The 17,373-nt window shown below is 57.8% G+C and carries 17 protein-coding genes; 12 read left to right on the top strand and 5 right to left on the bottom strand.

Translation table 11 applies throughout. The annotated features are described in order from the left end of the window. Positions 1–88: 88 nt before the first annotated feature. Together zntA and L3069_RS21230 are read right to left on the bottom strand one after the other, a co-directional pair. A complete protein-coding gene (gene zntA / locus L3069_RS21235; RefSeq protein WP_038416870.1) occupies positions 89–2,260 on the bottom strand; it encodes a Zn(II)/Cd(II)/Pb(II) translocating P-type ATPase ZntA in 2,172 nt (723 codons plus the stop codon). 76 nt (positions 2,261–2,336) lie between these two features. Then, positions 2,337–2,963: a lysoplasmalogenase gene (locus L3069_RS21230; protein ID WP_022649672.1), complete on the bottom strand. Its 627-nt coding sequence runs from the start codon at positions 2,961–2,963 to the stop codon at positions 2,337–2,339. Positions 2,964–3,092: 129 nt separating this feature from the next. On the opposite strand from L3069_RS21230, the gene L3069_RS21225 reads away from it, so the two are divergent. Then, complete coding sequence (locus L3069_RS21225; protein ID WP_022649671.1) at positions 3,093–3,452, top strand: DUF2500 domain-containing protein; 360 nt, start codon at positions 3,093–3,095, stop codon at positions 3,450–3,452. Positions 3,453–3,537: 85 nt separating this feature from the next. Here L3069_RS21225 and L3069_RS21220 read toward each other — a convergent pair whose 3' ends face one another. Together L3069_RS21220 and rsmD are read right to left on the bottom strand one after the other, a co-directional pair. Continuing rightward, positions 3,538–3,819 carry a DUF1145 family protein gene (locus tag L3069_RS21220; protein ID WP_022649670.1) on the bottom strand — a complete coding sequence of 94 codons (282 nt, stop codon included), beginning with the start codon at positions 3,817–3,819 and terminating at the stop codon, positions 3,538–3,540. Then, entirely contained in the window at positions 3,803–4,405 is a 603-nt protein-coding gene (gene rsmD, locus L3069_RS21215) for a 16S rRNA (guanine(966)-N(2))-methyltransferase (RefSeq protein ID WP_022649669.1), read from the bottom strand. The genes L3069_RS21220 and rsmD overlap by 17 nt, the downstream gene beginning before the upstream one ends. Positions 4,406–4,531: 126 nt before the next feature. On the opposite strand from rsmD, the gene ftsY reads away from it, so the two are divergent. The 6 genes from ftsY to livJ all read left to right on the top strand — a co-directional run bounded on the left by ftsY (position 4,532) and on the right by livJ (position 11,516). After that, the gene (gene ftsY / locus L3069_RS21210; protein WP_023298805.1) at positions 4,532–5,992 is read left to right on the top strand and encodes a signal recognition particle-docking protein FtsY; all 1,461 of its coding nucleotides are present in this window, start codon (positions 4,532–4,534) and stop codon (positions 5,990–5,992) included. Positions 5,993–5,994: 2 nt separating this feature from the next. Continuing rightward, complete coding sequence (ftsE, locus tag L3069_RS21205) at positions 5,995–6,660, top strand: cell division ATP-binding protein FtsE (protein ID WP_006812284.1); 666 nt, start codon at positions 5,995–5,997, stop codon at positions 6,658–6,660. Continuing rightward, entirely contained in the window at positions 6,653–7,708 is a 1,056-nt protein-coding gene (ftsX, locus tag L3069_RS21200; RefSeq protein WP_022649667.1) for a permease-like cell division protein FtsX, read from the top strand. Before ftsE ends, ftsX begins: the two co-directional genes overlap by 8 nt. A gap of 250 nt (positions 7,709–7,958) precedes the next feature. Then, complete coding sequence (gene rpoH, locus L3069_RS21195; RefSeq protein ID WP_000159624.1) at positions 7,959–8,816, top strand: RNA polymerase sigma factor RpoH; 858 nt, start codon at positions 7,959–7,961, stop codon at positions 8,814–8,816. A gap of 136 nt (positions 8,817–8,952) precedes the next feature. Beyond that, positions 8,953–10,218, top strand: coding sequence for a 4-aminobutyrate--2-oxoglutarate transaminase (locus tag L3069_RS21190; protein ID WP_038416869.1), 1,266 nt, complete (start codon positions 8,953–8,955; stop codon positions 10,216–10,218). Between the two features lie 197 nt (positions 10,219–10,415). Next, on the top strand, positions 10,416–11,516 hold the full coding sequence (gene livJ, locus L3069_RS21185) for a branched chain amino acid ABC transporter substrate-binding protein LivJ (protein ID WP_074129331.1): 1,101 nt from the start codon (positions 10,416–10,418) through the stop codon (positions 11,514–11,516). 162 nt (positions 11,517–11,678) lie between these two features. On the opposite strand, the gene panM is transcribed toward livJ, so the two are convergent. After that, the gene (panM, locus tag L3069_RS21180) at positions 11,679–12,062 is read right to left on the bottom strand and encodes an aspartate 1-decarboxylase autocleavage activator PanM (protein ID WP_022649664.1); all 384 of its coding nucleotides are present in this window, start codon (positions 12,060–12,062) and stop codon (positions 11,679–11,681) included. 424 nt (positions 12,063–12,486) lie between these two features. Here panM and livK point away from each other — a divergent pair, with 424 nt between their 5' ends. From livK to livF, 5 genes are read left to right on the top strand one after another with little or no spacing between them, the layout of a single operon-like run. Next, positions 12,487–13,596, top strand: a complete 1,110-nt coding sequence (gene livK, locus L3069_RS21175; RefSeq protein WP_023307130.1) for a high-affinity branched-chain amino acid ABC transporter substrate-binding protein LivK — start codon at positions 12,487–12,489, stop codon at positions 13,594–13,596. Positions 13,597–13,642: 46 nt separating this feature from the next. After that, positions 13,643–14,569 (top strand): high-affinity branched-chain amino acid ABC transporter permease LivH, encoded by a 927-nt coding sequence (livH, locus tag L3069_RS21170; RefSeq protein ID WP_022649662.1) that lies wholly within the window; start codon positions 13,643–13,645, stop codon positions 14,567–14,569. Further along, positions 14,566–15,843, top strand: a complete 1,278-nt coding sequence (locus tag L3069_RS21165; protein ID WP_063135858.1) for a high-affinity branched-chain amino acid ABC transporter permease LivM — start codon at positions 14,566–14,568, stop codon at positions 15,841–15,843. Before livH ends, L3069_RS21165 begins: the two co-directional genes overlap by 4 nt. Then, positions 15,840–16,607, top strand: a complete 768-nt coding sequence (gene livG, locus L3069_RS21160; protein ID WP_022649661.1) for a high-affinity branched-chain amino acid ABC transporter ATP-binding protein LivG — start codon at positions 15,840–15,842, stop codon at positions 16,605–16,607. Before L3069_RS21165 ends, livG begins: the two co-directional genes overlap by 4 nt. A gap of 1 nt (position 16,608) precedes the next feature. Next, the gene (gene livF / locus L3069_RS21155) at positions 16,609–17,322 is read left to right on the top strand and encodes a high-affinity branched-chain amino acid ABC transporter ATP-binding protein LivF (RefSeq protein WP_038416866.1); all 714 of its coding nucleotides are present in this window, start codon (positions 16,609–16,611) and stop codon (positions 17,320–17,322) included. Positions 17,323–17,373 lie beyond the last annotated feature (51 nt).

Below are 17,373 nucleotides of genomic sequence, written 5' to 3'. Positions count from 1 at the left end.
GCGTGCGGCCTGATGCCCTCACCCCGGCCCTCTCCCGCGGGGAGAGGGGGCAAACACGAGAAACGGCAACCCGGTTGCCGTTTCACTTTTACCTTTGACGCAACAACCGCAACGCGTTCGCCGTAACCAGCACCGTCGCCCCCGTATCCGCCAGTACCGCCAGCCACAGTCCGGTCATGCCGAGCAGCGTGGTGACCAGGAAAATCCCCTTCAGACCCAGCGCAATGGCGATGTTCTGCCGAATATTGGCGCGTGTTGCCCGCGCAAGTTCTATCATCTGCGCCAGCCCGGTCAGGCGGTTGTGCGTCAGCGCCGCGTCGGCGGTCTCCAGTGCCACGTCGGTGCCGCTGCCCATCGCAATGCCGATGCTGGAAGCTTTCATTGCCGGGGCATCGTTTATTCCGTCCCCGACCATCGCCAGCGGGGCGTTGCTGTTCAGCCCGGTTACCGCGCTGACTTTATCCGCAGGCAACAATCCGGCCTTAAACTCCAGCCCCAGCTCGCCTGCAATCGCCGCCGCCGCGCGCGGATTATCGCCGGTCAGGATCACGCCCTGTACTCCCAGCCTGTGCAGTGCGTCGACGGCCTCTTTCGCATCGTCACGCAGGGTGTCGCGCAGCGCCAGCATGCCCATCGGCACACCGTCCTGCATCACGGTAATGACCGTCTGCCCGGCCTGCTCCAGCGCCTCAACCTGTGGAGTAGAGCGCGCGTCCGCCGCGGCGATCAGCACTTTTTTGCCTTCGACCACAGCTTCAATCCCTGACCCGACCAGCGCTCGCTGGGCCGTTGCCGGAGGGATGTTCAGCCCGCGGCCCTTCGCTTCACGCACAATCGCCTGCGCCAGAGGGTGGGTGGAACCCTGCTCCACGGCAGCGGCCAGCGTCAGCAGGGCGTCTTCACTAATGTCCTGCGGATACACGCCGGTCACCTGCGGCCTGCCGACGGTCAGCGTGCCGGTTTTATCGAAGGCGATGTGCTGGACCTGACTCAGTTGCTCCAGCGCCGCGCCGCCCTTAATCAGCGCCCCGCGACGTGCCGCCGCCGCCAGCCCGGAGGTAATCGCCGCCGGGGTGGAGATCACCAGCGCACACGGACAGCCGATCAGCAGCAGCGTCAGCCCTTTGTAAATCCAGCCCTCCCACGGCGCGCCGAAGAACAGCGGCGGGACGACGGTGACCAGCAGCGCCACCAGCATGATGGCGGGGGTGTAAATCCGGCTGAAGCGATCGATAAAGCGTTCTACCGGCGCGCGGCGCTCCTCGGCCTCTTCAATCAGCCTGAGGATGCGGTCGATGGCGCTGTCGCCCGGTTCGGAAATGACCGTCAACTGCACCAGTCGGTCGACGCTGGTGGCGCCCGCAGGCACCTTTTCACCCGCCGCGCGCGCAACCGGGATGGATTCCCCGGTCAGGGCACTTTCGTCAAAACTTGCGGTGGCGGTAACGAGGGCCCCATCGGCTGGCAGACGTCCGCCTGCGGGCACTTCAATCACGTCACCCGGTCGCAGGGTGTTGATGGCGACCGTTTCACGCTGACCATCAATAACCCGCGTGGCGGTTTCCGGCTTTAGCGCCATCAGCGCGCTCACCCCTTTACGCGCCCGGCTCGCCGCCCAGCCCTCAAGGCGTTCGCCAATTAAGAACAGCAGCAGCACCATCGCCGCTTCCGCCGTCGCGCCAATAAACAGCGCCCCGATAGCCGCCACGCTCATCAGCGTTTCGATGGCAAACCAGCTGCCGCTTCTCATCAGACGCAGCGCCTGACGGGCAATCGGGAACAGGCCAACCAGCGTGGTGGCGATAAACGCCAGGTTGCCGAACGGGTGGTTGATCTGCTCCAGCCCCCAGCTCAGGGCCATCATGATGATGAGGGTGATAAGGGGCAGGTTTTCTTTTAGCGGGGACGTTTTTTCTGCGGGCGCCGTTTCGCTGCGCAGGGTATAACCCGCTTTGCTGACGGCGGCTTCAACCTGTCTGCTGACGTCGTTTTCGGCGCTGACCAGCAGCTTTTCGGTAGCGAACAGCACCTGAACGTGGCTCACGCCCGGCACCTGCTTCACCGCGTTTTCCACTTTGCGGGCGCAGGCCGCGCAGTCCATGCCGTTGACGACCCAGCTGTAGTGATTGCCGCTTTCAGGCAGCGTTTGAGTTTGCGTTTCGCATGCGCCCTCGCAGCAGCAGTCCTCTTTTGGCGGAACCGGGCTGAGCTTAAGTGCCGAGAATTTGGGAACTTTTTTAGGTATTTCTGGAGTCGACATGGCAGTCTCCGGTAATGATAATTTTCTCATTAACCGCAGCATACACTCTGGAGTCGACTCCAGAGTCAAGCGTTATTTAGATATACAGTGAACGCACAATCAGGAAGTGTCCGGCAAAGTAACAGGCGGCAGAAATCGCATTATCCGCACGGAAGCGGCGGCGATAGTGGCTGCCCAGCCAGACGATGTTACCCAACAGCAACAGTGCGGCACCGAAGAACGCGGACATCGCAGGCGCTGTCGGACGGAAGAACCACAGCTCGCCCGCCAGCCACACCATCACCAGCGTCATGGCGATAAACGTACAGACCGGCAGACGCATCTCTTCCAGACGCGACCAGATCACCGCGATCAGCAGGGCGCCAATCACCAGCAGCACCAGCGGCAGCGGCCAGAAGATGGAGAGCGTCATCTGGCTGGCAAAGTAGATGGTATAGAGCAGATGCGACAGGAAGAATGCCCCCACGGCGTACAGCAGACGCTGGCGCGGCAGCAGGGTTAAGGCATCGCCAATCAGGGACGCACACAGCCCCGCGAGGACAAGATAGCTGATGGCGTTAAACATCGGTGCCTGCCAGGCAAGCAACAGCAGGAGCAATAGCGTGACGGGTTTAAACAACCAGCGCTGCCAGGCTGGGCCACGGTAAGACGCATCGACGTAAAGCCATGCGGAAAAACAGACAGCGATAAATGACCAAAGCATATTAACTCCCTGTAACTGTTGAGGCTGAATGATCAGTTTCTGATCCAGTGTAGTGACGCGTGCGGGCGTTTGGCAATGCCGGGGCAGGCGAGGTATCCTGAATTCCGCATAATCTGATGGGATTTTTCAATGAGCAAGATGCCGCTGTTTTTTATTGTCGTGCTGGCGATTATCGTCATTGCCGCCTCGTTTCGCTTCGTGCAGCAGCGCCGTGAGAAGGCCGACAACGATGCCGCGCCGCTGATGCAAAAGCGCGTGGTGGTGACGAACAAGCGCGAGAAACCGCTTAATGACCGCCGATCCCGCCAGCAGCAGGTGACGCCTGCGGGCACAACGATGCGCTATGAAGCGAGCTTTAAGCCGGAAACCGGCGGGCTGGAGATGACCTTCAGACTGGAGGCGCAGCAGTACCACCAGTTGACGGTAGGGGAGAAAGGCACGCTGAGCTACAAAGGGTCGCGGTTTGAAGGGTTTGAACCGGAGCAGTAATTTTCCCCTCACCCCGGCCCTCTCCCCGAAGGGGAGAGGGTGTAAGCGTCCCCTCTCCCTGTGGGAGAGGGTTAGGGTGAGGCGGTTACTTCTTCACCTGCGCCTTAAACTTCTTCATCCACACCAGCAGCTCAAATACGCCGAAAATAAACACCCGTAGCTGCTGCCAGCCGGTCATCGGTGGGCTATCTTTCGGCAGTCCGTTTTTCAGCATCACCATCTGCAAGGCATGCATGAACGCGGTGAAAATCAGCGCCACGTTAATGAAGATATTCAGCGGACGCGGGAACGGGTGCACCAGATTCAAAATCAAAAATGCCCAGACGCCCAGCATCAGCAAGCGCCCTACGTTAATCAGTACTGGCATCGGATCCTCCTTGTGCCTGACGGTGATACAGACGATAAGCCACCTGGCCGGCGACCTTCTCGCGGTGCAGATCCCAGTGAACGGGAACGGGCGGCAGACCATTTTCCACTTCGCTTTCAACGTAAATCAGCGCGTCGTCTGCCAGCCAGCCATTTTTTTCCAGCAACGATAATGTCTCTTCCAGCAGCCCTTTACGGAACGGCGGGTCAACAAACACTACGTTGAACGGCGTCCCCTGTTGCGCGAGGAAGCTCAGCGTGTTGGTATTCACCACTTTGGCGTTGGTTGCTTTCAGCGTAGCCAAATTTTGCTGCAACGTCTGCGCGACGCCGCGCTCCATCTCCAGCAGCGTGGCGCTCGCAGCATAGCGCGACAGCGCTTCCAGCCCTAATGCACCGCTTCCGGCGAAGCAGTCCAGGCAATGGGCGTCTACCATTGACGGGGCGAGCCAGTTAAACAGCGTCTCGCGAACGCGGTCCGTGGTAGGGCGTAAACCGGGGCTGTCCGGCACCGGTAATTTCCGGCCTCGCCACTGACCGCCGATAATGCGAATTTGACCGGCCGGGGCGCGGGTGGGTTTCTTCATCTCAGGAAAGCTCTGTTAACAATGCCCTGCGATTGCGGGCGGTGATGTCAATTAAGTAAAGTGTTAGACTATTTCATCATTTTTTTAGCTTCCCTGTATATAGCGCCGCGAGGAGTGTAGTCGCAGATGGCAAAACAAAAAAAACGTGGCTTCTTTTCCTGGTTGGGTTTCGGTGAAAAAGAGCAAGAAACAGAACAGAAAACCGAAGAACAGCAGGTTGTAGAAGAGCAGTCACAGCCTGAAACGCCTGTCGAAACCGCTGCGGTTGTCGAAGCGGAAGAGCCAGCCCACAGCAAAGAAGAGATTGAATCCTTTGCTGAAGAGGTGGTTGAGGTTACTGAACAGGTTCAGGAGAGCGAAAAACCAGAGCCGGTTATCGTTGAAACCCTTACCGAAGCGCCGCAGGCCGCTATCGAACACGAAGCGCTGCCGCTGCCGGAAGAGGTGAAAGCTGAAGAGGTTTCTGCCGAAGAGTGGCAGGCCGAAGCGGAAACCGTTGAAATTGTTGAGGCGGTGGAAGAAGAAGCGGCCCTTGAGCCAGAGCTGACCGACGAAGAGCTGGAGGCCCAGGCGCTGGCGGCGGAAGCGGCTGAAGAAGCGGTCATCGTCGTGCCGGTGGAAGAGCAGGCCGAAGAAGAGATCGTTCAGGAGCAGGAAAAACCGACCAAAGAAGGTTTCTTCGCGCGCCTGAAGCGCAGCCTGCTTAAAACCAAAGAAAACTTAGGTTCCGGATTTATCAGTCTGTTCCGCGGCAAGAAGATCGACGACGATCTGTTTGAGGAGCTGGAAGAGCAACTGCTGATTGCGGACGTGGGCGTGGAAACCACCCGGAAAATCATCGCCAACCTGACCGAAGGGGCGAACCGCAAACAGCTGCGTGACGCCGAGGCGCTGTACGGCCTGCTGAAAGACGAGATGGGTGAAATTCTCGCAAAAGTTGACGAACCGCTTAATATTGAAGGCAAAATGCCCTTTGTTATTCTGATGGTTGGCGTCAACGGCGTGGGTAAAACCACCACCATCGGCAAGCTGGCGCGCCAGTTTGAGCAGCAGGGCAAATCGGTGATGCTGGCGGCGGGCGATACCTTCCGTGCGGCAGCGGTGGAACAGCTCCAGGTGTGGGGCCAGCGCAACAATATTCCGGTCATTGCCCAGCACACCGGCGCGGATTCCGCGTCCGTGATTTTCGATGCCATCCAGGCGGCGAAGTCGCGTAACGTGGACGTGCTGATTGCAGATACCGCAGGGCGTTTGCAGAACAAATCGCACCTGATGGAAGAGCTGAAGAAAATCGTTCGCGTCATGAAGAAGCTGGACGAAGATGCACCGCATGAAATTATGCTGACTATCGACGCCAGCACCGGACAGAACGCCATCAGCCAGGCGAAGCTGTTCAATGAAGCGGTAGGACTGACCGGGATCACGCTGACCAAGCTGGACGGCACCGCGAAAGGCGGGGTGATCTTCTCCGTGGCCGACCAGTTCGGCATTCCTATCCGTTATATCGGTGTGGGCGAGCGTATTGAGGATTTACGTCCGTTTAAAGCGGACGACTTTATTGAGGCACTATTTGCCCGAGAGGACTAACAATGATTCGCTTTGAACACGTCAGCAAGGCCTATCTCGGCGGGAGACAAGCGCTGCAGGGGGTAACATTCCACCTCCAGCCAGGCGAGATGGCATTCCTGACCGGCCATTCCGGCGCGGGGAAAAGTACCCTGCTCAAGCTGATCTGTGGGATCGAGCGGCCAAGTGCCGGGAAAATCTGGTTCAGCGGCCATGAAATTAGCCGTCTTAAGAACCGTGAAGTGCCGTTCCTGCGTCGTCAGATTGGCATGATTTTCCAGGATCACCACCTGCTGATGGATCGCACGGTTTTCGATAACGTCGCGATCCCGCTGATTATTGCCGGCGCCAGTTACGATGATATCCGCCGTCGCGTTTCGGCGGCGCTGGATAAGGTCGGGCTGCTGGACAAAGCGAAGAACTTCCCGATCCAGCTCTCCGGCGGTGAGCAGCAGCGCGTGGGCATCGCCCGTGCGGTGGTGAACAAGCCTGCCGTCTTGCTGGCGGATGAACCGACCGGTAACCTGGACGATGCCCTCTCTGAAGGGATCCTGCGTCTGTTTGAGGAATTTAACCGCGTGGGGGTCACGGTACTGATGGCGACGCACGACATGGGGCTTATCTCACGCCGTTCGTACCGCATGCTGACCCTGAGCGACGGGCATTTGCACGGAGGCCACGGTGAATAAGCGTGATGCAATGAACCAGATTCGGCAGTTCAGCAACCGGTTTGACCGTTTCCGCAAGCCTCAGGGCGGCGGGGACGGCAATCGCCATGCGCCTAAGCGTGCCAAAGCGACACCGAAACCGAACTCCCGTAAAACCAACGTCTTCAACGAACAGGTGCGCTACGCCTTCCAGGGCGCGTTGCAGGATCTAAAAAGCAAACCGCTGGCGACGTTCCTGACGGTGATGGTGATTGCCATCTCCCTGACGCTGCCCAGCGTCTGCTACATGGTTTACAAAAACGTAAACCAGGCGGCGTCCCAGTACTATCCGTCGCCGCAGATTACCGTTTATCTGGATAAAGCCCTCGACGATAACGCGGCGGCTCAGGTAGTGGGGCAGATTCAGGCCGAGCAGGGCGTGGAGAAGGTGAACTATCTTTCCCGCGATGAAGCGCTGGGCGAGTTCCGCAACTGGTCCGGGTTCGGCGGCGCGCTGGATATGCTGGAAGAGAACCCGCTGCCCGCCGTGGCGGTGGTGATCCCGAAGCTCGATTTCCAGGGCACCGATTCGCTCAACACCCTGCGCGACCGCATTACCCGCATCAATGGGATTGATGAAGTGCGCATGGACGACAGCTGGTTTGCCCGCCTTGCCGCCCTGACCGGGCTGGTGGGGCGCGTATCGGCGATGATCGGCGTGCTGATGGTGGCGGCGGTGTTCCTCGTCATCGGTAACAGCGTGCGCCTGAGCATCTTCGCCCGTCGCGATACCATCAACGTGCAGAAACTGATTGGCGCAACGGATGGTTTCATCCTCCGCCCGTTCCTCTATGGCGGCGCGTTATTAGGTTTTTCTGGTGCATTTCTTTCATTGATTTTGTCAGAAATTTTGGTGATGCGGCTGTCGTCTGCCGTCACCGAGGTGGCGCAGGTTTTTGGAACGAAGTTTGATATCAGTGGCTTAGGGTTCGATGAGTGCCTGCTGTTGCTGCTGGTCTGCTCCATGATCGGCTGGGTGGCGGCATGGCTGGCAACGGTTCAACATTTACGCCACTTTACTCCCGACTAATAAAAGCGTGATATAATCTTTCCCTGCACCGAGATGTTCGCTTGCAGGGAAAGCGTCCCTGTTGTCTCTTCCCCTGTAATCATCTTCATGTCACATTTTGTGCGTAATTTATTCACTGTTGCACCTGGAACTTGTGGATAAAATCACTGTCTGATAAAAGAGTGAATGCTAATCTCGTTGCTCAAACGCTTTGGCATGGTTGTTGCCTGACGGGGACAACCTGGACCAGAAGAAACATTGAGAGGAATGAATGACCAAAGAAATGCAAACTTTAGCTTTAGCCCCTGTTGGTAACCTGGAATCTTACATCCGGGCTGCGAACACCTGGCCGATGTTAACGGCTGAGGAAGAAAAGGAGCTTGCTGAAAAGCTGCATTACCAGGGCGATCTGGAAGCAGCTAAAACGCTGATCCTGTCTCACCTGCGCTTTGTTGTTCACGTTGCTCGTAATTATGCGGGCTACGGCCTGCCGCAGGCGGACCTGATTCAGGAAGGTAATATTGGCCTGATGAAGGCGGTACGTCGCTTCAACCCGGAAGTGGGTGTGCGACTCGTCTCCTTCGCCGTGCACTGGATCAAAGCGGAAATTCACGAATACGTCTTGCGTAACTGGCGTATTGTGAAAGTCGCTACGACGAAAGCGCAGCGCAAACTGTTCTTCAACCTGCGTAAAACCAAGCAGCGTCTGGGCTGGTTCAACCAGGATGAAGTGGAAATGGTGGCGCGCGAGCTGGGCGTTTCCAGCAAAGACGTCCGCGAGATGGAATCCCGTATGGCCGCGCAGGACATGACGTTTGATATGTCTGCCGACGACGATGCCTCCGACAGCCAGCCGATGGCCCCGGTCCTGTATCTGCAGGATAAAACCTCTAACTTTGCTGACGGCATTGAAGAGGATAACTGGGAAGACCAGGCGGCAAACAAGCTGACCTTCGCGATGGAAGGCCTCGACGAGCGTAGCCAGGATATCATCCGTGCCCGCTGGCTGGACGAAGATAACAAGTCCACGTTGCAGGAACTGGCCGACCGCTACGGCGTCTCCGCTGAACGTGTGCGTCAGCTTGAGAAGAACGCCATGAAAAAACTTCGCGCCGCTATCGAAGCGTAACTTCCGCGAAGTACACCGAGAACCCCTGGATGAGAGTCTGGGGGTTTTGTTTTTTTAGCGCCCGCTCTGGCGAATTTCTTCCCCCTGGCAAACACTTACTGATGCGCTAAGCAGGCGACTTTCAGAGGGTGACAGGGTGAAAAATAACGAACTGAACGACCGGCGTTTACAGGCGACGCCGCGCGGTATCGGCGTCATGTGTAACTTCTATGCCGATAAAGCCGACAACGCCACGGTGTGGGATGTAGAAGGTAACGAGTATATTGATTTTGCCGCCGGGATCGCCGTGCTGAATACCGGGCATCGCCATCCTAAAGTTATCGCCGCCATCGAAAAACAGCTTCATGCCTTTACCCATACCGCTTACCAGATCGTCCCCTATGAAGGTTATGTGGCGCTTGCCGAGCGCATCAACCAGCGCGTACCCATAGAGGGGCCAGCCAAAACCGCCTTTTTCTCAACCGGTGCAGAAGCGGTCGAAAACGCGGTGAAAATTGCTCGCGCGTACACCAGACGTCCCGGCCTTATCACCTTCGGCGGCGCGTTCCACGGCCGTACCTTTATGACCATGGCGCTGACCGGCAAAGTGGCGCCCTATAAGCTCGGCTTCGGCCCGTTCCCCGGCTCGGTGTACCACGCGCAATTCCCCAACAGCCTGCACGGCGTCAGTACCGCCGAAGCGTTAAAAAGCCTGGAGCGCATCTTCAAAGCCGATATCGCGCCCGATCAGGTGGCGGCAATCATTATTGAACCGGTTCAGGGCGAGGGCGGATTCAACGTCGCGCCCGCTGATTTTATGCAGGCGCTGCGTGCCCTGTGCGATACCCACGGGATTTTACTGATTGCCGACGAAGTGCAAACCGGCTTCGCCCGTACCGGCAAGCTATTCTCCATGGAAAACCACTGCGTGAAGCCCGATCTGATCACCATGGCGAAAAGCCTGGCGGGCGGAATGCCGCTCTCTGCCGTCTCTGGCCGGGCAGAGGTGATGGACGCGCCCGCTCCGGGCGGACTGGGCGGCACCTACGCGGGTAACCCGCTGGCGATTGCGGCGGCCCATGCGGTGCTGGACGTGATTGACGAGGAAGATCTCTGCACGCGCGCGTCTCATCTCGGCCATCATCTTGTCGAGGTGCTGAATAAAGCGAAGGATGGCTGTCCCTGGATCGCCGATATCCGTGGGCAGGGCTCGATGGTGGCGGTGGAATTTACCGATCCGCAAACCGGACAGCCGTCGCCGGAATTTACCCGTCAGGTTCAGGAGCGCGCGTTGAACGAAGGGCTGCTGCTTTTGAGTTGCGGCGTCTACGGCAACGTTATCCGCTTCCTCTACCCGCTCACCATCCCCGAAGCGCAGTTCCGTAAAGCGCTGGATATTATTTCCGCCTCGCTGACACGATAAAGCCAAAAGCCCGGCTCAAATGACAGTCGGGCTTATCATATTTTCATTTCAAATTAGCTATTCCAAAATCATAAAAATGGGGTATGTTTTAGCAGAGTATGCTGAAAAAGCGCGAACAGCACGCCTATAATTGAAATAAAGCGCTACACAACAACATCACAACAATCGTTATAACCATAATAATGGGGAATCTCAGGATGAACATGAAGGGTAAAGCGTTACTGGCAGGATGTATCGCGTTGGCATTCAGCACTATGGCGCAGGCCGATATTAAAGTGGCCGTGGTGGGCGCGATGTCCGGTCCGGTAGCACAGTACGGCGACCAGGAATTTACGGGCGCGGAACAGGCGGTTGCAGACATTAATACTAAGGGCGGCATCAAGGGCGAAAAGCTGCAAATCGTAAAATATGACGATGCCTGTGACCCGAAACAGGCGGTCGCGGTGGCGAACAAAGTGGTAAATGACGGGATCAAATACGTTATCGGTCACCTGTGCTCCTCTTCCACCCAGCCCGCGTCTGACATCTACGAAGACGAAGGCATTCTGATGATCACGCCGGCTGCGACGGCACCAGAGCTGACCGCGCGCGGCTATAAGCTGATCCTGCGTACCACCGGTCTGGACTCCGATCAGGGGCCAACCGCCGCGAAATACATCGTGGAAAAAGTGAAGCCGCAGCGCATCGCGATTGTTCATGACAAACAGCAGTACGGCGAAGGCCTGGCCCGTGCGGTGCAGGATAACCTGAAAAAAGCGAACGCCAACGTGGTGTTCTTTGACGGTATCACCGCCGGTGAGAAAGACTTCTCGACTCTGGTAGCGCGTCTGAAGAAAGAGAATATCGATTTCGTTTATTACGGCGGCTACCACCCGGAAATGGGGCAGATCCTGCGTCAGGCGCGTGCGGCGGGTCTGAAGACACAGTTCATGGGGCCAGAAGGCGTGGCGAACGTTTCCCTGTCTAACATCGCGGGTGAGTCTGCTGAAGGGCTGCTGGTGACCAAACCGAAAAACTACGACCAGGTGCCTGCGAACAAACCTGTTGTAGATGCCATCAAGGCGAAGAAACAGGATCCAAGCGGTGCGTTCGTCTGGACCACTTACGCAGCGTTGCAGTCTCTGCAAGCGGGCCTGAACCAGTCAGCCGATCCGGCGGAGATTGCCACCTGGCTGAAAGCGAACTCGGTGGAAACCGTGATGGGGCCGCTGTCCTGGGATGAGAAGGGTGACCTGAAGGGCTTCGAGTTCGGCGTGTTTGACTGGCATGCCAACGGCACGGCGACAGACGCCAAATAAAAGCAAAAAGGCAACGTAAGTTGCCTTTTTTAATGTTTTCTCCCTCTCCCCGTGGGAGAGGGCCGGGGTGAGGGCATCAGGCCGCTCAGCCCTCTTTTGCCCGGTGGCGCTTCGCTTACCGGGCCTACAATGAGCACCTCGCAGCCGCCACCCGGCTTTCTTTTAGCGCTTCTCCCACCCGTTCGCCTGCGCCGTAAACCCTAACGCCTGCATAAACGCCGCCATTACGCCGCGATCCTCCACGCCCACGTCGGCCATCCACCAGGAGGTCACGCTCGGGTTTTCGCGGATCACCTCTTCAATCAAATACTGCCCGACCCCGCGACGACGGGTCACGTCGCGCACGCGCAGGGAGTCCAGCGCCCCTTCCGTGCCGCTCAGCGTTACGCGGACGGCGGCCAGCAGGCGCTCGTTAAAGCGCGCGGCATAGATGCGGTGGTTCTCATCGACGGCCAGCGATGAAGAAGAATATTCCGGCCAGATCTTGCCCAGGTCGATATGATCCTGGTCGCTAAAGGTCACCAGACGCACGATAGTCAGTTTCATTAGCTGCTTGTCCAAATCAAAAAGAGTACGGCCAGTGTACTCAATTTAATTGCTCAGGCACTTTCTCTTTTTCTTCCTATTTACCAGGTGATTAGTTTTTTGGCAACGCGATGGGCAGTTTGAAAACACATGGATCGAAAAATAAGCAGAATTTTAACCTGAATGGTAGTGATTTATTCGGCGCTTTGTACCGTTATTTTATGCTGCAAACTGCGCTTTTATTTGTTTATCTCCGTCTGATTTCAGAATATTATCTTTGCTTAATCGCCTGAAAAATAGAGATATTAGTCTGGTTTTTGTTAAAAACCTGCGCTAAACCATTAAAGGCACTGGTAAAAATAGCGTTGTTCATTAAAAGTACAGAATGCTTTTTAACCATAATAAAACAAAATATAAACATCACTTCACGAATGGGGATTCTGAGATGAAAAGGAACGCGAAGACGTTAATCGCGGGGATGGTCGCACTGTCGATCTCGCATGCCGCTATGGCAGACGACATTAAAGTTGCGGTAGTGGGTGCGATGTCCGGCCCCGTTGCCCAGTGGGGCGATATGGAGTTCAACGGCGCGCGTCAGGCCATCAAAGATATCAATGCTAAAGGCGGCATCAAAGGCGACAAGCTGGTGGGCGTGGAGTATGACGACGCCTGCGATCCAAAACAGGCCGTCGCGGTCGCCAACAAAATCGTTAACGACGGTATCCAGTACGTCATCGGGCACCTGTGTTCCTCCTCCACGCAGCCTGCGTCTGATATCTACGAAGACGAAGGCATCCTGATGATCACCCCGGGCGCCACCAACCCGGAACTGACCCAGCGGGGTTACCAGCACATTATGCGTACCGCCGGTCTGGACTCCTCGCAGGGGCCAACCGCCGCCAAATACATCCTCGAAACCGTTAAGCCACAGCGCATTGCCATCATTCATGACAAACAGCAGTACGGTGAAGGCCTGGCGCGCTCCGTACAGGACGGCCTGAAAAAAGGCGGGGCGAATATCGTCTTCTTCGACGGCATTACCGCCGGTGAGAAAGACTTCTCCGCGCTGATCGCCCGCCTGCAAAAAGAGAATATAGACTTCGTTTACTACGGCGGCTACTACCCGGAAATGGGGCAGATGTTGCGCCAGGCGCGCGCCACCGGTCTGAAAACCCAGTTTATGGGGCCTGAGGGCGTTGGTAATGCCTCCCTGTCGAACATCGCGGGCGATTCTGCCGAAGGCATGCTGGTGACGATGCCAAAACGCTATGACCAGGATCCGGCGAATAAAGCTATCGTGGATGCGCTCAAGGCACAGAAGAAAGATCCGAGTGGCCCATACGTCTGGATCACCTATGCCGCCGTACAGTCTCTGGCAACGGCCATGGATCGTACCGGCAGTAAAGAGCCGCTGGATCTGGTGAAAGATTTAAAAGCGCACGGGGCGAACACCGTGATTGGGCCGCTGAACTGGGATGAGAAAGGCGATCTGAAGGGATTTGAATTTGGTGTCTTCAAGTGGCACGCCGACGGGTCTTCCTCGGTCGCCAGATAATAATCCCACCGCCCGGTTTACCGGGCGGATATAAAAAGGTTTGCATATGTCCGAGCAGTTTCTCTACTTTTTGCAGCAGATGTTTAACGGCGTCACGCTGGGAAGCACCTACGCGCTGATCGCCATCGGCTACACGATGGTTTACGGCATTATCGGCATGATCAACTTCGCCCACGGCGAGGTGTACATGATCGGTAGCTACGTCTCCTTTATGATCATCGCCGCGCTGATGATGATGGGCATCGACAGCAGCTGGTTGCTGGTGGCCGCCGGGTTTGTCGGCGCGATTGTGATTGCCAGCGCCTACGGCTGGAGCATCGAACGGGTGGCCTACCGGCCGGTGCGCAGCTCCAAGCGCCTTATTGCGCTGATCTCCGCCATCGGTATGTCCATCTTCCTGCAAAACTACGTCAGCCTGACAGAAGGTTCGCGTGACGTGGCGCTGCCAAGCCTGTTTAACGGCCAGTGGATTGTGGGGGCCAGCGAAAACTTCTCTGCCTCTGTCACCACCATGCAGCTGGTTATCTGGATTGTGACCTTCCTGGCGATGCTGGCCCTGACCGTTTTCATCCGCTACTCCCGCATGGGACGCGCCTGCCGCGCCTGCGCGGAAGACCTGAAGATGGCGAGCTTGCTCGGGATCAACACCGACCGCGTGATTGCCCTGACCTTCGTGATCGGTGCAGCGATGGCGGCGGTGGCGGGCGTGTTGCTCGGCCAGTTCTACGGCGTAATCAACCCGTACATCGGCTTTATGGCCGGGATGAAAGCCTTCACCGCCGCGGTACTGGGCGGTATCGGCAGCATTCCGGGCGCGATGATTGGCGGCCTGATTTTGGGCGTGGCCGAAGCGCTCTCCTCGGCGTACCTGAGCACCGAATATAAAGATGTGGTGTCGTTTGCCCTGCTGATTCTGGTTCTGCTGGTGATGCCTACCGGTATTCTGGGCCGTCCGGAGGTAGAGAAAGTATGAAACCGATGCATTTTGCGATGGCGCTGCTTTCTGCCGCCATGTTCTTCGTCCTGGCGGGCGTCTTTATGGGCGTTCAGTTAGGGCTGGACGGCACGAAGCTGGTGGTGGATACCGCCCCCGACATCCGCTGGCAGTGGGTGTTTATCGGCACCGCCGTGGTATTCCTGTTCCAGCTGCTGCGCCCGGTCTTCCAGAAGACGCTGAAAAACGTCTCCGGGCCGAAATTCGTGCTGCCCGCTATCGACGGTACAACGGTGAAGCAGAAGCTGTTCCTTGTGGCGCTGCTGGTGGCTGCCGTGGCGTGGCCGTTTATGGTATCGCGCGGGACGGTGGATATTGCCACCCTGACCATGATCTACGTGATTCTGGGGCTGGGTCTGAACGTGGTGGTGGGGCTGTCTGGCCTGCTGGTGCTGGGCTACGGCGGGTTCTACGCCATCGGCGCGTACACCTTCGCGCTGCTGAACCATTATTACGGCCTCGGCTTCTGGACCTGTTTGCCGCTGGCGGGGCTGGTCTCTGCCGCCGCGGGCTTCCTGCTCGGCTTCCCGGTGCTGCGCCTGCGCGGTGACTACCTGGCGATTGTGACCTTAGGCTTCGGTGAAATCGTCCGTATCCTGCTGCTCAACAATACCGAAGTGACCGGCGGTCCGAACGGCATCAGCCAGATCCCGAAACCGACCTTCTTCGGCCTGGAGTTCAGCCGTACCGCCCGCGAAGGCGGCTGGGATACCTTCAGCAACTTCTTTGGCATCAAATACGACCCGTCCGACCGCGTGATCTGGCTCTACCTGGTGGCGCTGCTGCTGGTGGTGATTACCCTGTTTGTGATCAACCGCCTGCTGCGCATGCCGCTGGGCCGCGCATGGGAAGCGCTGCGTGAGGATGAGATCGCCTGCCGTTCCCTGGGCCTGAATCCGACCCGTATCAAGCTGACCGCGTTTACCATCAGCGCCGCGTTTGCCGGTTTCGCCGGAACGCTGTTTGCCGCGCGTCAGGGCTTCGTCAGCCCGGAATCGTTCACCTTTGCCGAATCGGCCTTCGTGCTGGCGATTGTGGTGCTCGGCGGGATGGGTTCCCAGTTCGCCGTGATCCTCGCGGCCATCCTGCTGGTGGTCTCGCGCGAGCTGATGCGCGACTTTAACGAATACAGCATGCTGATGCTGGGTGGCTTGATGGTGCTGATGATGATCTGGCGTCCGCAGGGCTTGCTGCCGATGACGCGTCCACAGCTGAAGCTTAAGAGCGCGGAAGCGAAAGGAGAGCAGGCATGAGTCAGCCATTATTATCCGTTAACGGTCTGATGATGCGTTTTGGTGGCCTGCTGGCGGTCAACAACGTGAATCTGGATCTGCATAAGAAAGAGATTGTCTCCCTGATTGGCCCGAACGGCGCAGGGAAAACCACAGTATTCAACTGCCTGACCGGTTTTTACAAGCCGACAGGTGGCACCATCATGCTGCGCGACCAGCACCTCGAAGGGCTACCGGGCCAGCAGATTGCCCGCATGGGCGTGGTGCGTACCTTCCAGCACGTGCGTCTGTTCCGGGAGATGACGGTGATTGAGAACCTGCTGGTGGCGCAACATCAGCAGCTCAAAACCGGCCTCTTTTCCGGCCTGCTGAAAACCCCGGCCTTCCGCCGCGCGCAGGAGGAGGCGCTCGATCGCGCCGCCACCTGGCTCGACCGTATCGGCCTGCTCCAGCACGCCAACCGTCAGGCGAGCAACCTCGCCTACGGTGACCAGCGTCGCCTTGAGATCGTGCGCTGCATGGTGACCCAGCCGGAGATCCTGATGCTCGACGAACCGGCGGCGGGCCTTAACCCGAAAGAGACCAAAGAGCTGGACGAGCTGATTGCCGAGCTTCGCGATCATCACGACACCACCATCCTGCTGATTGAGCATGACATGAAGCTGGTGATGGGCATTTCGGACCGTATCTACGTGGTAAACCAGGGCACGCCGCTGGCAAACGGCACGCCGGAAGAGATCCGCAGCAACCCGGACGTGATCCGCGCATACCTTGGTGAGGCATAAGATGGAAAAAGCGATGTTAACGTTCGACAAGGTCAATGCGCACTACGGCAAGATCCAGGCGCTGCACGACGTCAGCCTGCACATCAATCAGGGCGAGATCGTCACCCTGATTGGCGCCAACGGCGCGGGGAAAACCACGCTGCTCGGCACCCTGTGCGGCGATCCGCGCGCCACCAGCGGGCGGATTATGTTTGACGGCAAAGATATTACCGACTGGCAGACGGCTAAAATTATGCGTGAAGCGGTAGCGATCGTCCCGGAAGGGCGTCGCGTGTTCTCGCGCATGACGGTCGAAGAGAACCTGGCGATGGGCGGTTTCTTCGCCCACCGGGATGAATACCAGACCCGCATCAAATGGGTATACGAACTCTTCCCGCGCCTGTGGGAGCGGCGAATTCAGCGCGCGGGCACCATGTCCGGCGGGGAGCAACAGATGCTGGCGATTGGCCGCGCGCTGATGAGCCAGCCGCGTCTGCTGCTGCTGGATGAACCGTCGCTCGGGCTGGCGCCTATCATCATTCAGCAGATTTTCGACACCATCGAGCAGTTGCGCAAAGAGGGGATGACCATCTTCCTCGTCGAGCAGAACGCCAACCAGGCGCTGAAGCTCGCTGACCGTGGCTACGTGCTGGAGAACGGCCGCGTGGTGCTCTCCGATACCGGCGATGCGCTGCTGGCGAACGAAGCGGTGCGGAGCGCGTATTTGGGCGGCTAATTGCATTTCCCCCTCACCCTAACCCTCTCCCTCAAGGGAGAGGGGACCGAT

This window comes from Enterobacter cloacae complex sp. ECL411 (assembly GCF_021869665.1).
GTDB classification, from domain to species: Bacteria; Pseudomonadota; Gammaproteobacteria; order Enterobacterales; family Enterobacteriaceae; genus Enterobacter; species Enterobacter intestinihominis.
This window is presented reverse-complemented; position numbering and strand designations above follow the sequence as displayed.

Coding starts and splice junctions, on each gene's coding strand:
- zntA (WP_038416870.1), bottom strand. CDS start 2,260: ATGTCGACTCCAGAAATACCTAAAAAAGTTCCCAAATTCTCGGCACTT.
- L3069_RS21230 (WP_022649672.1), bottom strand. CDS start 2,963: ATGCTTTGGTCATTTATCGCTGTCTGTTTTTCCGCATGGCTTTACGTC.
- L3069_RS21225 (WP_022649671.1), top strand. CDS start 3,093: ATGAGCAAGATGCCGCTGTTTTTTATTGTCGTGCTGGCGATTATCGTC.
- L3069_RS21220 (WP_022649670.1), bottom strand. CDS start 3,819: ATGCCAGTACTGATTAACGTAGGGCGCTTGCTGATGCTGGGCGTCTGG.
- rsmD (WP_022649669.1), bottom strand. CDS start 4,405: ATGAAGAAACCCACCCGCGCCCCGGCCGGTCAAATTCGCATTATCGGC.
- ftsY (WP_023298805.1), top strand. CDS start 4,532: ATGGCAAAACAAAAAAAACGTGGCTTCTTTTCCTGGTTGGGTTTCGGT.
- ftsE (WP_006812284.1), top strand. CDS start 5,995: ATGATTCGCTTTGAACACGTCAGCAAGGCCTATCTCGGCGGGAGACAA.
- rpoH (WP_000159624.1), top strand. CDS start 7,959: ATGACCAAAGAAATGCAAACTTTAGCTTTAGCCCCTGTTGGTAACCTG.
- livJ (WP_074129331.1), top strand. CDS start 10,416: ATGAACATGAAGGGTAAAGCGTTACTGGCAGGATGTATCGCGTTGGCA.
- panM (WP_022649664.1), bottom strand. CDS start 12,062: ATGAAACTGACTATCGTGCGTCTGGTGACCTTTAGCGACCAGGATCAT.
- livK (WP_023307130.1), top strand. CDS start 12,487: ATGAAAAGGAACGCGAAGACGTTAATCGCGGGGATGGTCGCACTGTCG.
- livH (WP_022649662.1), top strand. CDS start 13,643: ATGTCCGAGCAGTTTCTCTACTTTTTGCAGCAGATGTTTAACGGCGTC.
- L3069_RS21165 (WP_063135858.1), top strand. CDS start 14,566: ATGAAACCGATGCATTTTGCGATGGCGCTGCTTTCTGCCGCCATGTTC.
- livG (WP_022649661.1), top strand. CDS start 15,840: ATGAGTCAGCCATTATTATCCGTTAACGGTCTGATGATGCGTTTTGGT.
- livF (WP_038416866.1), top strand. CDS start 16,609: ATGGAAAAAGCGATGTTAACGTTCGACAAGGTCAATGCGCACTACGGC.